The following is a 15133-nucleotide window of genomic DNA, read 5'->3' as shown; positions in this document are numbered from 1 at the left end:
GCTGCTACTACAGAGATTACAGGCCTTCCAACTCCGCCATCAGATCATTCAACCGATCCACCTTATCCTCGGTAATGTCACTGGCCGCGAGCCCTTCGATGTACTCGGCCAGTTCCTCCACCGTGCTGCACTCGAACATCGCTCGCAGCGGCACATCCCGTTGCAGGGTTTTCTGCACCCGCGAGGCGATTTGCGTGGCGAGCAGCGAATGGCCGCCAAGTTCGAAGAAGTTGTCGCGGACCCCGACCTTCTCGACCTTCAGCACCTCGGCCCAGATATCGGCTAGGGTCTGCTCCAGTTCGCTGCGCGGTGCCAGGTAATCCTGGCTCTGCAACTGGCCGATCTCCAGCGCCGGCAGGGCCTTGCGGTCGAGTTTGCCGTTGGCGTTGAGCGGCAAGCGGTCGAGCCACAACCAGTGCAGCGGCACCATGTATTCCGGCAACTCTGCACGCAGGCGCTGCTTGATCCGCTCCAGCCGTTCGCTCTGATTCAGTGCGGAATCGGCGGCGACAAGGTAGCCGACCAGATGCTTGCCGTTGACACCTTCCTGAACGCCAACAGCACCATCGCGGACTTCCGGTTGTTCATGCAGACGCGCCTCGATTTCACCCAGTTCGATCCGGTAACCGCGAATCTTCACCTGATGGTCGACCCGGCCGACATACTCCAGCACGCCGTCACTGCGACGACGCGCCAGGTCACCAGTGCGATACAGGCGCTCACCCGGCGCACCAAACGGATTCGGCACGAACACCGGCGCGGTGCGTAGCGGATCGCTGACATAACCGCGACCGACACCGGTGCCCGCCACGCACAACTCACCCACCGCACCCAACGGCACCAGATCCAGCGCGCCATCGAGCAGGTACAGCAAGTTGTTATCGGTCGGCGTACCGATCGGCAGGTAACTGCCGCGAGTCGACGCCATATCGACGCGGAAGAACGCCACGTCGTCCGAGCATTCCGCCGGGCCATAGGCGTTGACCAGACCAATGTCCGGATAACGCAGCAGCCATTGGTGCGCCAGCTCCGGCGGCATCGCTTCACCGGTCGGCAGCATCCAGCGCAGGCCATCCAGGCTCAAACGATCCGAAGCGAGCATGCCCTGGATCAGCGACGGCACGCTTTCCAGCACGGTGATGCCCTGTTGCTGAACATGCACCAGCAAGCCTTGTGGATCGTGGGCGATGGTGTTCGGCACAATGTCCACCCGCGCACCGAACAACGGCGCGGCAAGGAACTGCCAGACCGAAATGTCGAAGCTTTGCGAAGCGGTCTGGGCGATCACATCGGCGTCGCTCAGGTTCAGGTACGGAACCTTGCTCAACTGGTTGTTGAGCATGCCACGCTGCTCGACCATCACGCCTTTCGGCAACCCGGTGGAACCCGAGGTGTAGATCACGTAGGCCAGGTTGTCCGGGCCGCTGAAGATGCCCGGATTCGACGGCGAAACCGCGCCCGCCTGAACCTCCTCCCACACCAGCAAGCGCGGACGGTTGGCGCAACTGAACTCGTCCAGCAAGGTCTTCGCCTGTTCACGGCAAGCTTCGGTACACACCAGCACCGGCGTGCGACTGAGCTCGATGATGCGTTGCAGACGCTGGCTCGGCAGGCCCGGATCCAGCGGCAGGTAACCGGCACCGGCCTTGAAGCTGCCGATGATCATGCCCAGCAGATCCAGATTACGTTCGCCCAACAGCGCCACCGGTTGATCCATCTGCACTCCAGCCGCGACCAGGGCATGGCCGAGACGGTTGGCGTTCTGGTTCAACTCGGAATAGCTGAGTTGCTGATCGAGGCAACTGGCGGCAATGCGTTGCGGATGTTGCTCGACCTGTGCTTCGAACAGTTCGACGTAGCTCTGCTCCAGCGGATAGTCGTGCTTACTCTGGTTGCAACCGTGGAGCAGGAGGTCCTGTTCCTCAAAGCCCAGCAGCGGCAGGTCAGCCATGTCGCCATGGAAGCCGTCGACCAGCGCCAGCAACAGACGCTTGAACTCGCCGAGCATGCGCTCGATGGTCGTCTCGTCGAAGTAGCGCTGGTCGTAAGACAGGTGCAGCCCCAGGTCATCGCCCGGATAGCAAACCGCCGTCAGCGGGAAGTTGGTGTGGGTACGGCCCGAGTCTGAGGTCGCGTTGAGGCTCTGCGCACGGTCCAGCACGGAGACTTCCACCGGGGCGTTTTCGAACACGAAAAGGCTGTCGAACAGCGGCTGGCCTTTCGGCAATTCGCTTTGCTCCTGGATGTTCACCAGCGGCAGGTATTCGTACTCGCGCAGTTGCATGTTGCTGTCGAGCAGACCGCTCAGCCACTGACGCACGCTGGCGCGCTGATCGTCAGCCGGGATCTGCACCCGCAGCGCGATACTGTTGATGAACAGGCCGACGGTGCGTTGCATCTCCGGCATTTCCACCGGACGCCCGGCCACGGTCACGCCGAACAGCACGTCGCGATCACCGCTCATGCGGCGCAGCACAAGAGCCCACGCCGCCTGGGCGAAGGTGTTGATGGTCAGTTGATGGGCCTGGGCCAGCTCACGCAGACGGGCGCCATCCTCGACATTCAGTCGGGTGTAGCGGTCGCCGACGATCATGCCGCCGCTTTCGCCGGCGTGTTCACGCAAGAACGGACGGTCGCTCGGGATCGGCGTGGTGCGCTCGAACCCTTGCAGGTTCTGCTGCCACCATTGACGCGCCTCGGCCAGGCTCTGACGTTGCAGCCAGCCGATGTAATCGCGGTAGCGCGGCGGCACCGACAATTGCGCTTCGCGCCCTTCGCCAAGGGCGGTGTAGATCTCGAAGAAATCATTCATCAGCAGCGAACGGCACCAGGCATCGATCAGGATGTGGTGGTTGCTCATCATGAACCAGTATCGCGCCGCGCCGACCTTGATCAGACGCAGGTGGAACGGTGCCTGATTGAGCAGATCGAAACCGGCCTCGCGCTCAGCCTTGAGCAGCGCTTGCAGTTTCGGCTCCTGCTCGGCGTCAGCGATGGTGCTCCAGTCCAGGTATTCAATCGGCGTGCGACCCGGTGTGTGGATCACTTGCAGCATGTCTTCGCCAACGTTCCAGCAGAACGACGCACGCAGCGCTTCATGACGGGCGACCACCGCTTGCCACGCCCGGGCGAAACGCTCGGGATCGAGCTCGCTGTTGATGCGGTAGCGATCCTGCATGTAGTACAGACCGGTGCCCGGTTCGAGCAAGGTGTGCAGCAGCATGCCTTCCTGCATCGGCGTCAGCGGGTACACGTCTTCGATGTGCGCCGCCGGCACAGGCAGTGCATCAAGTTGCGCCTGGGTCAGTTTTGCCAGCGGGAAGTCCGACGGCGTCAGACCACCGGCTTCGTCCTGCAAGCAATGTTCGATCAGGCTCTGCAACTCGCCGACATAGGCATCGGCCAGCTCGTTGATGGTCTGCGTGTCGTAACGTTCGGCGCTGAAAGTCCAGCGCAGCAGCAGTTCACCTCCGTACACCTGACTGTCGACGCTCAACTCGTTCGGCAATGGTGCGTGCGGATCGTGGGCAGCGCCAACCGATTCATCCAGCGGACGGAACAGCGCATCGCTGCCGAAACTCTGGTCGAACTGGCCGAGGTAGTTGAAGGTAATCGGCGCGTTCGGCAATGCCGCCATGCTCTGACGGCTGGCATCATCGGCGAGATAACGCAGCACGCCATAGCCCAGACCTTTGTGAGGCACGGCGCGCAGTTGTTCCTTGATCGCCTTGATCGAAGCGCCCTGCCCGGCAGCTTCTTCGATGTTGTGCGGAGTCAGGCGCAGCGGATAGGCGCTGGTGAACCAGCCGACCGTGCGGGTCAGGTCGATCTCGTCGAACAGGGTTTCGCGGCCGTGGCCTTCCAGTTGAATCAGCGCCGACGGCTGACCACTCCAGCGGCACAATACGCGGGCCAGTGCGGTCAGCAACAGGTCGTTGACCTGCGTGCGATAGGCGCTCGGTGCCTGTTGCAACAGTTGCTTGGTGCGCTCGGCATCCAGACGCACGCTGATCGTTTGCGCATGACGATTCTCGCGACCGCCCTCAGGACGTTCGCACGGTAAATCGAAGTTCGGGCCGGCCAGTTGCGCTTGCCACCAGCTCAGTTCTTCACGCAGGGACTCGCTGCCGGCGTAAGCCTGCAAGCGTGCTGCCCAGTCCTTGAAGGCGCTGGTTTTCGCCGGCAGCTTCACCGACTGATCGGCGTCGAGCTGGCGATACACGGTTTGCAGATCGTCGAGCAGAATGCGCCACGACACACCGTCGACCACCAAGTGATGAATCGCAATGAACAAACGTTGCTGACCTTCCGGTCCATCGACCAGTACCGCACGCAACAGCGGGCCTTGTTCCAGATCGAGGCTGCGCTGGGCATCGGCGAACAACGCGGCGCACTTGTCCATCGACGGCACGCGAACCTGCCACAACACGGCGGCATCGGTGACCGGTTGATGGGTTGCCTGCCACTGGCCGAGGGCTTCAGAGAAGCGCAGGCGCAATGCGTCATGTTGCTCGATCACCGCCAGCAGCGCTTGCTCCAGACGATGTGGTTCAAACAAAGCAGTCGGTTCCACCAGCAGCGCCTGGTTCCAGTGCTGACGCTCGGGAATCTCGGTGGCAAAGAACCAGTGCTGAATCGGGGTCAGACGCGATTCGCCAGTTACCAAACCTTGTTCGGCGGTTACGGTTTCACTGCGACTGGCAACGGCGGCCAGGGTCTGCACGGTCTGATGCTGGAACAGATCGCGCGGGCTGAAATGAATGCCCTGCTGCCGCGCCCGGCTGACCACTTGAATCGACAGGATCGAGTCGCCGCCCAGTTCAAAGAAGTTGTCGTTGAGGCCGACCTGCTCGACGTTGAGTACTTCGCACCAGATTTGCGCCAGGGTTTGCTCCAGTTCGTTGCTTGGCGCTACGTAATCCTGACGGTTCAGCTCCGGGTCCGGCGTCGGCAAGGCGCGACGGTCGAGTTTGCCGTTGGCGGTCAGCGGCATGCTCGCCAGCAGGATCAAGTGCGTCGGCACCATGTAGTCCGGCAGTTGCGTCTTCAGGTGCGATTTCAGTGCTTCGCGCAGTTCAGCTTGTTGGGCTTCGCCTTGTTCGGCGATCTCGGTGACAAGGTAGCCAACCAGTTGCTTGCCGCTCGGCGCATCCAGCGCCAGCACTACCGCTTCGCGGATCGAAGCGTGATCGAGCAGGCGGGTTTCGATTTCGCCCAGTTCGATACGGAAACCACGGATCTTCACCTGATGGTCGATCCGACCCAGGTACTCCACCAGACCATCGGGACGCTGGCGCACCAGGTCGCCGGTGCGGTACATGCGCCCGCCATCGGCGGCAAACGGGTCAGCGACAAAACGCTCGGCGCTGATGCCCGCACGGTCGTGATAACCCTGGGCCAGGCCGGCGCCGCCGACGAACAACTCACCGGTCGCGCCTTGCGGCACCAGTGCCAGATCGGCGTCGAGGATGTACGCCACGCGATCTCCGATCACGCTGCCGATCGGCACGCTGCCGGCGCCCTCTTCCAATACTTCCGGCGCCAGACTGGCCAACGGCATGACCACGGTTTCGGTCGGGCCGTAAGCGTTGAAGAACAGGCTCGGCTTGAACGCTGCACGAATCCGTTGCAGGTGCTCGCCGGTCAGCGCTTCGCCGCCGGTGATGATCATGCGCACTGGCAGGATGTCGTTTTGCGTCGCGAGGAACTGCGCCAACTGGCTGCCGTAACTCGGGGTGAAACCGAGAATATTGATCCGATGTTCGCGGATCAGGCCGCAGATTTCTTCCGCGTCCCACTGTCCTTGCGCACGCAGCACCACTTGCGCACCGCTGAGCAACGGCACCAGCAGACGCTCGGTGGCGGCGTCGAAGTTGATCGAATAGAAGTGCAGCTCGCAATCGTCCGCACGCATGCCGAAGCGTTCGATCACGGCCTGGCAGTGCATGGCGATTTCACCGTGGGACACCACCACGCCTTTCGGCTTGCCAGTGGAACCCGAGGTATAGATCAGGTACGCCTGATGCTGCGGCAGGCTGATAAATGGCAGCTCGGTGGCCGGGTAATCGGCCAGCGCGGCGCTGTCGTCTTCCAGACACCAGCGCGCCACATTCGGCGGCAGTTCGCCAAGGGCTTTGAACATCGCCCGGTCGCTGAGCAGCAGGCCGACGCGGCTGTCTTCGATCATGTAATGCAAACGGTCGAGCGGGTACTCCGGGTCCAGCGGCACGTAGGCGCCGCCGGCCTTGAGGATCGCCAGCAGGCCGACGACCATTTCCAGCGAACGCTCCAGCGCCAGACCGACCCGCACTTGCGGGCCGACGCCGCGCTCACGCAGGGCCCAGGCCAGGCGATTGGCGCGGGCGTCGAGTTCGGCGTAGCTCAGGGTCTGTCCGGAAAAGGTCAGCGCCGGCGCGTCTTTGCGCGCCAGTGCCTGTTCGGCGAACAGGTGATGGATGCACTGATCGAGACGACGCTCGCCCGGTTCGACGCCAAGGCTGTCGAGCAATTGCTGTTGCTCGGGCGCGTCGAGCAGCGGCAGTTCGCTGAGGCGTTGTTGTGGGTTGGCGATCAACGCTTCCAGCAGATTGCGCCAATGCCTGGCCATGCGTGCGATGGTTGGTTCGTCGAACAGGTCGGTGCTGTACGTCAGGCAGCAACCGAGGCGATGGTCGAGGTCGGTGACTTCCAGATTGAGGTCGAACTTGGTCGCCCGCGCATCGTTGGCCAGGTACTCGACGGTCATGCCGGCGAGCATGCGGCTCTGCTGGAACTCCCAGCGCTGCACGTTGCACATCACCTGGAACAGCGGGTTGTACGCCGCGCTACGCGGTGGCTGCAACGCCTCCACGAGATGATCGAACGGCAGGTCCTGATGGGACTGGCCTTCGATCACGGTGTGGCGCACCTGCTCGAATAATTCGCCGACCGACATCTTGCCGTCGAGCTGGCAACGCAGCACTTGAGTATTGAGGAACGCACCGATCAGCCCTTCACTTTCAGGCCGGATACGGTTGGCCACCGGCGCGCCAATGCGCAAATCGGTCTGGCCGCTGTAGCGATAGAGCAACGTTGCAAGTGCAGCGGTCATGGTCATGAACAGGGTCAGACCGTTCTGCGCATTGAATGCACGAACGCGTGCAGCGAGATCATCGCTGAGGTCGAAACGGAACAGCTCGCCCTGATGGCTTTGTACCGGCGGACGCGGACGGTCACCCGGCAGTTCCAGCAGCGGATGTTCGCGGCCCAGTTGCGCAGTCCAGTAATCGAGCTGACGTTGACGCTCGCCGGACTCCAGCCAGTTGCGCTGCCACACGCTGTAGTCGAGGTACTGCACCGGCAGCGGCTCCAGCGGCGAATCGCGGTCATCGACGAACGCTTCGTACAGCGCGCTGAGTTCCCGGGCGAAGATGTCCATCGCCCAGCCTTCGGTAACGATGTGGTGCAGGGTCAGGACGAAGTAATGCTCTTGCTCGGCCGTCTTGACCAGACAGGCGCGCAGCAGCGGGCCGGTCTCCAGATCGAACGGCAAATGCGCTTCATCGTCGGCCAGTTGCTGGACTTTCTGCTCGCGCACATCAGCGGCGAATTTCGAAAAATCCTTCCAGTCCATGCGCACGCCGGTCTCGGCATGCACGTGCTGACGGGCCACGCCGTCGACGCTCGGGAACGTGGTGCGCAGAGTTTCGTGGCGCAGGATCAACGCTTGCAGCGCCGCCTCGAAACGCCCGACATCCAGCACGCCACGCAGGCGCGCCATGCCGCCGACGTTGTACGCCGGGCTGTCCGGCTCCATCTGCCAGAGGAACCACATGCGCTGCTGGGAATAAGACAGCGGCACCGGTTTGCTGCGATCCACCTTGTCGATCGGCGGCTGTTTGTTGGTGCGGCCGCTGGCCTGAATCTGGCGAATCTGTTCGGCGAAATCACCGAGTTCACTGTGTTCGAACAACGCACGCAACGGCAACTCGACATCGCAGGCCTGACGGGTGCGGGAGATGATTTGCGTGGCCAGCAGCGAGTGACCACCGAGAGCGAAGAAGTCGTCGCGCAAGCCGACCTGTTTCAGGCCCAGCACTTCACGCCAGATCGCAGCGATCTGCTGTTCCAGCTCGGTGACTGGCTCGACATGTTCGCGCACTTGCCATTGCGGTTCGGGCAAGGCGCGACGGTCAAGTTTGCCGCTCGGGCTCAGGGGCATTGCGTCCAGGCGCATCAGTTGCGCCGGGACCATGTATTCCGGCAGCTCGGCGGCCAGTGCGGTTTTCAGGCGAGCGATTTGCGCGTCCTGATCTTCATTGGCATCGGTGGCGGTGAAGTAGCCGATCAGTTGCGGGCCGGCGACGGTTTCACGCACCAGCACGGCGGCCTGGGCCACACCGTCCTGCGCAAGCAGACGCGCTTCGATTTCTTCCGGCTCGACGCGGAAGCCGCGCAGTTTGACCTGCTGATCGAGACGGCCGAGGTATTCGATCACGCCATCGTTCGTCCAGCGTGCGCGGTCACCGGTGCGGTACAGACGCGCGCCCTGCTCGCCCAGCGGATCGACCACGAAACGTTCGGCGGTCAACGCCGGGCGACCGAGGTAACCACGGGCCAGGCCGATACCGCTGATGCACAGCTCACCCGGCACACCGGCCGGCACTGGATTCAGATCGCTGTCGAGCACGCGGCAAACGACGTTGCCCAGCGGACGGCCAATCGGCGAACGCTCGCCGTCGGCCACGGAACAATGCCAGTGGGTGACGTTGATCGCAGTTTCAGTCGGGCCGTAGCGGTTGTGCAGTTGCACCGCCGGCAGTTGCGCCAGAACGCGGTTACGTAGTTCCGCCGGCAGCGCTTCCCCGCCGGAGAACACACGGCGCAGGCTGGTGCATTCGGCGCTCAACGGTTCGTCGATGAACAGCGAAAGCAGCGGCGGCACGAAATGCAGGGTGGTTACGCCGTACTGCTGAACCAACTGCGCAATGCGATGCGGATCGCGATGTTCACCGGGGCCGGCGATCAGCAGGCGCGCGCCGGTGATCAGCGGCCAGAAGCACTCCCACACCGACACGTCGAAACTGATCGGCGCCTTTTGCATCAGCACGTCGGTGTCGTTCAGGCGATAGGTGTTCTGCATCCATTGCAGACGCTCAGCCAGCGCCGCGTGAGTGTTGCCCACGCCTTTCGGCTGGCCGGTGGAGCCGGAGGTGTAAATCACGTAGGCAAGGTTGTCGCCGTGCAGGTGCAGGCCCGGCGCCTGGCTCGGCCAGCTCTCCAGGTGCAGGGTGTCCATAGCGATCACGCTGACGCCTTCGCTGGCCGGCAAGCGGTCGAGCAATGCGGTCTGGGTCAGCAGCAGTTCGACGCCGCTGTCGCTGAGCATGTAGGCCAGACGCTCGGCCGGGTAGTCCGGGTCCAACGGCACGTAGGCGCCACCAGCCTTGATGATTGCCAGCAGACCGATCAGCAGTTGCGGCGAACGCTCGGCGGCGATGGCCACGCACACGTCCGGTCCGACGCCTTTGTCGCGCAGGTAATGGGCCAGACGGTTGGCCTGGGCGTGCAATTCGGCGAAGTCGAGGCTGCCGCCGTCCCATACCAGCGCGGTGCGATCAGGGGTCTGACGGGCCTGTTCATTCAGCAGTTCCGGCAGCCATTGCTGAGCCGGTGTGCACGCGGCGAAGCTCCACGCGTTTTGCTGAGTGTGTTCGGTGGCGGTCAACAGCGGCAGGTCGCCGATGGTTTGCTCCGGGTGCTCGCAGACAGCCCGCAGCAGGTTGCTGAAGTGCTCGGCGAGGCGTTCGATGGTCGCGGCGTCGAACAGCTCATCGGCATAGTCGAAGGACAGGCTCAGGCGACCATTACGGTCTTCTTCGCTATGCAGTTGCAGATCGAACTTGGCCTCGCGACTGTGCCACGGCAGTTCTTCGGCGAGCAGCCCCGGCAGACGTTTGAGCGCACTCAAGTCACGCTGCTGGTGGTTGAACATGACCTGGAACAGACCTTGTTCACGAGCCTGCGGGAAGGCTTCGAGCAATTGTTCGAACGGCAGGTCCTGATTCGCCTGGGCACCGAGTGCAGCCTGACGGGTTTGCGCCAGCAGTTCAGTGAACGGCAGACGCGAATCGACGTCGGCGCGCAGCACCTGGGTGTTGATGAAGAAGCCGATCAGACCCTGAGTTTCCAGACGCGGACGGTTGGCGTTGGGCACGCCGATGCGAATGTCACGCTGGCCGCTGTAGCGATGCAACAGGCTTTGGAAAGCCGAGAGCAGCAGCATGAACGGCGTGGCTTGGTAGGCCTGCGCGGTCTGGCGGATGGCGTCGCTGAGGCTGATTCCCAGACGAACGCTGTGGCGTGCGGCGCTGTGAACTTGCTTGGCAGAACGTGGATGATCGGTGGCAATTTCCAGCGTCGGATGTTCATCACCCAACTGCATTTTCCAGTACGCCAGTTGTCGCTCACCCTCGCCTTGCGCCAGCCAATGGCGCTGCCAGATGCCGTAATCCGCGTATTGGGTGGGCAGCGGCGCGAGTTCGGCGCGCTGGCCTTGGGACGCGGCGGCGTACAGGCGCGAGAACTCGTCGATCAGTACGTTCAGCGACCAGCCGTCGGCGATGATGTGGTGCATCGTCACCAGCAGTTGATGATCTTCGTCGTCGAGACGGACCAGCGTCACCCACAGCAGCGGGCCTTTCTCCAGGTCGAACTGGGTCCGGGCTTCGTCTTCACGAATCTGTTGTGCGCGGGCTTCACGTTCGCTGGCCGGCAGGTCGCTGATGTCGATCAGTTGCAGGTTGAACTCGCCCGCCACTTCAACCTGTTGCAGCGCCACGCCGTCGCGCTCAAAGAAACGCGTACGCAGGGATTCGTGGCGCTCGATCAGTTGCTGGAAACTGGCGCGCAGTGCGTCTTCGTCCAGTTCGCCACGCAGGCGCAGGGCACCGGGAATGTTGTAGGCGCTGCTTTGCGGATCGAGTTGCCAGGTGATCCACAGACGGTTTTGCGCCAGGGATTGCGGCAAGGCTTCGTGGCGCGACAACAAGGTGATTTCGCCTTGGGCGCTGCCGCCGTCCTGTTGCTGTTGCGCCACGGCTGCGGCGAACGCGGACAGGGTCGGCGCTTCGAACAGCAGGCGCAGGTTCAGCTCCAGGCTCAGCTCTTCACGGACCTTGGCGATTACCTGAGTCGCGGCGATCGAGTTGCCGCCAAGCAGGAAGAAGTGGTCGTCGGCGTTGACTTGCTTGACATTGAGTTGCTCGGCCCAAATTTTGCCGATCAGCGCTTCCAGCTCGGACGAGGACGCAGTCAATTCGCTGGTTTCAGCGGTGGACGACGGGAATACGGCGTAGCTGTCGAGGCTGCCGTCGGCCAGGCGATTGCGGCAGGCCGAACGTTGCAGCTTGCCGCTGGAGGTCTTCGGCAATGCGCCAGGATTGAGCAGCACCACCACGCTCGGCGCTTCCTGATAGGCCTCGGCCACGGCTTGGCGAATGGCTTTGATCAGCGCTTCGGGCGGGAGAATTTTCTGCACGCTGCGGCTGATTTCCGCCGCGATGCCGATGCCTTCTTCGCCATTCTGGTTGACCGCGAACGCCGCGACGCGGCCCTTGCGCACCACCTCCACTTCGCTCTCGACCGTCTTCTCGATGTCCTGCGGGTAGAGGTTGTGACCACGCACGATCAGCATGTCTTTCAGGCGACCGGTGATGAACAGTTCACCGTTACGGATGAAGCCCAGGTCGCCTGTGCGCAACCAGGTCTGTCCGGCGTGCTGGACGAAAGTCTTGGCGCTGGCCTCAGGATTGCGCCAGTAGCCGTGGGCGATGCTCGGGCCCGTGGCCCAGACTTCGCCGATGGCATTGTCGGCCAATTCTTCAAGCGTGCTCGGCTCGACGATCAATACGGCATGCTGTGGCTGGCTGATGCCGCAACTCATGATCGGGCTGCCCTCGCCCGCTTCGGCGCGGTTCCGGGCCAGAGCTTGATCGTCCACGCGCAGTGCAGGAATACCTTTGCCGCGCGGTGTGCCGGCGACGAACAGAGTCGCTTCCGCCAGACCATAGGACGCCATGAAACTGTTTTCGCTGAAACCGCACGCGGTGAACTTTTCGGTGAAGCGCTCAAGGGTATCGAGACGGATCGGCTCGGAACCCGAATAGGCCACGCGCCAGCGGCTCAGGTCGAGACGCTCCAGTGCCGATTCGCTGACCCGCTCGCTGCACAAACGATAGGCAAAGTCCGGCCCGCCGCTGATGGTGCCGCCGTATTGGCTGATCGCTTCGAGCCAGCGCAACGGCCGGCCGAGGAAGTACGCTGGCGACATCAGGATGCACGGCACGCCGCTGAAGATCGGTTGCAGCAGGCCGCCAATCAAGCCCATGTCGTGGTACAGCGGCAACCAGCTGACGATCACGTCGTCCGGGTTCACGTCGATGCCGAAGCCGTGGCGGATCAACAGTTCGTTGGCCACCAGGTTGCCGTGGCTGACCTGCACGCCTTTGGGCAGTGCGGTGGACCCGGAGGTGTATTGCAGGAAGGCGATGTGGTCTTGCGGCAAGGTCGGTTCGACCCAGCGTTCGGCCAGTGCGCTGTCGAGGGTATCGACACACAACAGCGGCGGCGCACCTTCGATTTGCTGCAAGGCGTCGCGCAGGTCGGCGCTGGTCAGCAGCAGACGCGGTTCGGCGTCGGCAATGATCGACAGCAGACGCTCCTGATGGTGACGCTTGGCCGACTCCGGCGGATAAGCCGGCACCGCGATCACGCCCGCGTACAGGCAACCGAAGAACGCCGCGACGTAATCCGGGCCGCTCGGAAACAGCAGCACCGCGCGATCACCGAATCCGGCCTCGGCCTGCAACGCTGCCGCGATGGTGCGCGCACGCTGATCGAGTTCGCGATAACTGAGCACCACAGCCTGCTCCTCGGTTTCAGCGAGAAAGCGCAAGGCCAGCCGGTCCGGCGTCAGGGCCGCGCGGCGCTGGAGGGCTTGGACCAGGGTGCTGGGGAGTTCGAACGCGTCGGTCATGAGGTTTCCTGCCTGAATTCGGCTTGCTGGTGGAATCGGGTTGGCTGCGGCATGCCCGTGCAAGGCATGCAGGACACGGTCTTCGCCGACCGTGCAAGGCATTGGAATGCTGTCTGGCCGGGGCTGTGTACCCGGAACCATTCACCAATGAGAACGGATGACGTCTTGAAATAATTAGTCGGCAGGCTGGATCGCCAATGGGGCTGGGGTGTGGCAGTGCGTCGCAGTTCTCAAATCGCACCGTATTGGATCATTAGTTCTCTTTCTCAATTGACAATCATTATCATTCAACATAATTTGTCGCTCGATGTGTTGGACGGCCCGTCCCCCAGGCGTCCCACTAACCTATTGGCAGCAAGGTGATTTCCATGACGGAACAAGTATCCACAAGCAGGTGCGATTCACCGCTACTTCAGGCATTCGTCGACAATCGACTGATTCTGGTCAAGATTGCAGCCCGAATTACCGGCTGCCGTTCACGCGCCGAAGATGTGGTGCAGGATGCGTTCTTCCGACTGCAATCGGCGCCGCCGATCACGTCATCGATCAAGGCCCAGCTGAGTTATCTGTTCCAGATCGTGCGCAATCTGGCTATCGATCACTACCGCAAACAGGCGCTGGAGCAGAAGTACGCCGGCCCCGAGGAGGAAGGGTTGAACGTGGTCATTCAGGGCGCTTCGCCGGAAACCTCGCACATCAACTTCTCGACCCTGGAACACATTGCCGATGCGCTGACCGAGTTGCCGGTCCGCACTCGCTACGCCTTCGAGATGTACCGTCTGCATGGCGTGCCGCAAAAGGACATCGCCAAGGAACTCGGCGTTTCGCCGACGCTGGTCAACTTCATGATTCGTGATGCGCTGGTGCATTGCCGCAAGGTCTCGGGCAATCGTGCCGATGCCGTGACAGCGCACCGTCGCTGACAGCGCACCGCCAAAAAAAAGATCGCAGCCTTCGTTGAAGGGCTGCGATCTTTTTTGTTTCAGCGAAACATCACGCCAGTTTGCACCGATCAAAAAACCGCTCGCGTCCCAGGATCATCAACGCCGCGCGCTTGTGCGGGAAGTCGAATTCCTTTTCGCAGTGGAAGCACTGGTTGTGCATGTGGCCGATCATTTTCGCGTTATCGGCACGCGGCTCCGCGACGACGCGCTGAGTACGCGGATCATCCAGAAACAGGTAGTGCACCAACGCAGACAACCAGCTCGCCACCTTGTGTGGGCCGCGATGGTTTTCTTCCCCGACCAGCATATGAATCCCGCGATCGTAATTATCGGCGTCGTAGAATGGCGCGATGCGATCTTCCTTGGCCCAATAGGCTTCGAAATAGGCAAACGGCTGATCATCGAAACAACCGATCAGGGTCAGGGTATGCGGATCGGCGTCGAGCTTGCTCAAGTACTCCCGATGCTGTTCGAGGCTGCCCTCTTCCTGCCAGAAACTGGCGACTCGCGGGCTGTTCTGCCAACGGTTGAAACGCGCAAGATCCTGCTCGATCTCCACCGTTCGCAGGGAAATCCATGCACCGAGACGTGCATCGAAACGCCGATAAACCTCACCCCGAGGCTTCACCGGTCGCTGCGGATGGCGCTTGCCGTTGCTGATGACCATTTGCTGCGGATAACTGCCGGTCAGCGAAGCCCCTAGCCACGGTTGCGGCAGTTGCCAGAACAGCGTGCGCTCGCAGCGATATTCACCTGCCACTTCAGTGCTCACCAGCAAACCGCTGAGCAAGGCTTCGGTCGGCGGTTGATCCAGTTGCCAGATCAATTGCTGACGCGCCGGATCCCGGGCAAACAGCCAATAGCAGGCGGCCCACAGCGCCTGGCCTGGAGGCAATGCATAGCGTTCATCGATCTGGATCGGTCCCAGGCCTTCACGGTCGAGGCGCAGGCGAATCAGCGGTTGCCCATCCAGACTGAGGCTCAGACGGCTTTCAGTGGCATCGGCTATCAGTTGACTGCCCGAAGGCAAGGCCAGGGCAGTCAGGTCATTCAGATTGGACATGGGTCGGGCTCACGATAATCGTCGACAGTTCAACGGTAAACGTGATGCACGACCGGAAATTTAACGCCAAGAGTATCAACAATCGGAGGATCGATAGGTGCCAGACAACTA

General features: G+C 62.2%; 3 protein-coding genes. 1 reads left to right on the top strand and 2 read right to left on the bottom strand.

Translation table 11 applies throughout. The features are described from left to right. Positions 1-16: 16 nt before the first annotated feature. The gene (locus tag JJN09_RS18275) at positions 17-13015 is read right to left on the bottom strand and encodes a non-ribosomal peptide synthetase (RefSeq protein WP_249482943.1); all 12999 of its coding nucleotides are present in this window, start codon (positions 13013-13015) and stop codon (positions 17-19) included. Positions 13016-13383: 368 nt separating this feature from the next. On the opposite strand from JJN09_RS18275, the gene JJN09_RS18270 reads away from it, so the two are divergent. Beyond that, the gene (locus tag JJN09_RS18270; RefSeq protein ID WP_249482942.1) at positions 13384-13938 is read left to right on the top strand and encodes an RNA polymerase factor sigma-70; all 555 of its coding nucleotides are present in this window, start codon (positions 13384-13386) and stop codon (positions 13936-13938) included. A 70-nt stretch (positions 13939-14008) separates the two neighbouring features. Here JJN09_RS18270 and JJN09_RS18265 read toward each other — a convergent pair whose 3' ends face one another. Beyond that, on the bottom strand, positions 14009-15022 hold the full coding sequence (locus JJN09_RS18265; protein WP_249482941.1) for a GNAT family N-acetyltransferase: 1014 nt from the start codon (positions 15020-15022) through the stop codon (positions 14009-14011). Positions 15023-15133 lie beyond the last annotated feature (111 nt).

Source organism: Pseudomonas sp. HS6 (genome assembly GCF_023375815.1).
In the GTDB taxonomy this organism is placed as follows: Bacteria; Pseudomonadota; Gammaproteobacteria; order Pseudomonadales; family Pseudomonadaceae; genus Aquipseudomonas.
Note: the sequence above shows the minus strand (reverse complement) of the source record. Positions and strands in the feature narration are given on the sequence as shown.

What these genes read in the sequence shown, in the direction of transcription:
- JJN09_RS18265 (WP_249482941.1), bottom strand. Translation starts at nt 15,022, where the DNA reads ATGTCCAATCTGAATGACCTGACTGCCCTGGCCTTGCCTTCGGGCAGT.
- JJN09_RS18270 (WP_249482942.1), top strand. Translation starts at nt 13,384, where the DNA reads ATGACGGAACAAGTATCCACAAGCAGGTGCGATTCACCGCTACTTCAG.
- JJN09_RS18275 (WP_249482943.1), bottom strand. Translation starts at nt 13,015, where the DNA reads ATGACCGACGCGTTCGAACTCCCCAGCACCCTGGTCCAAGCCCTCCAG.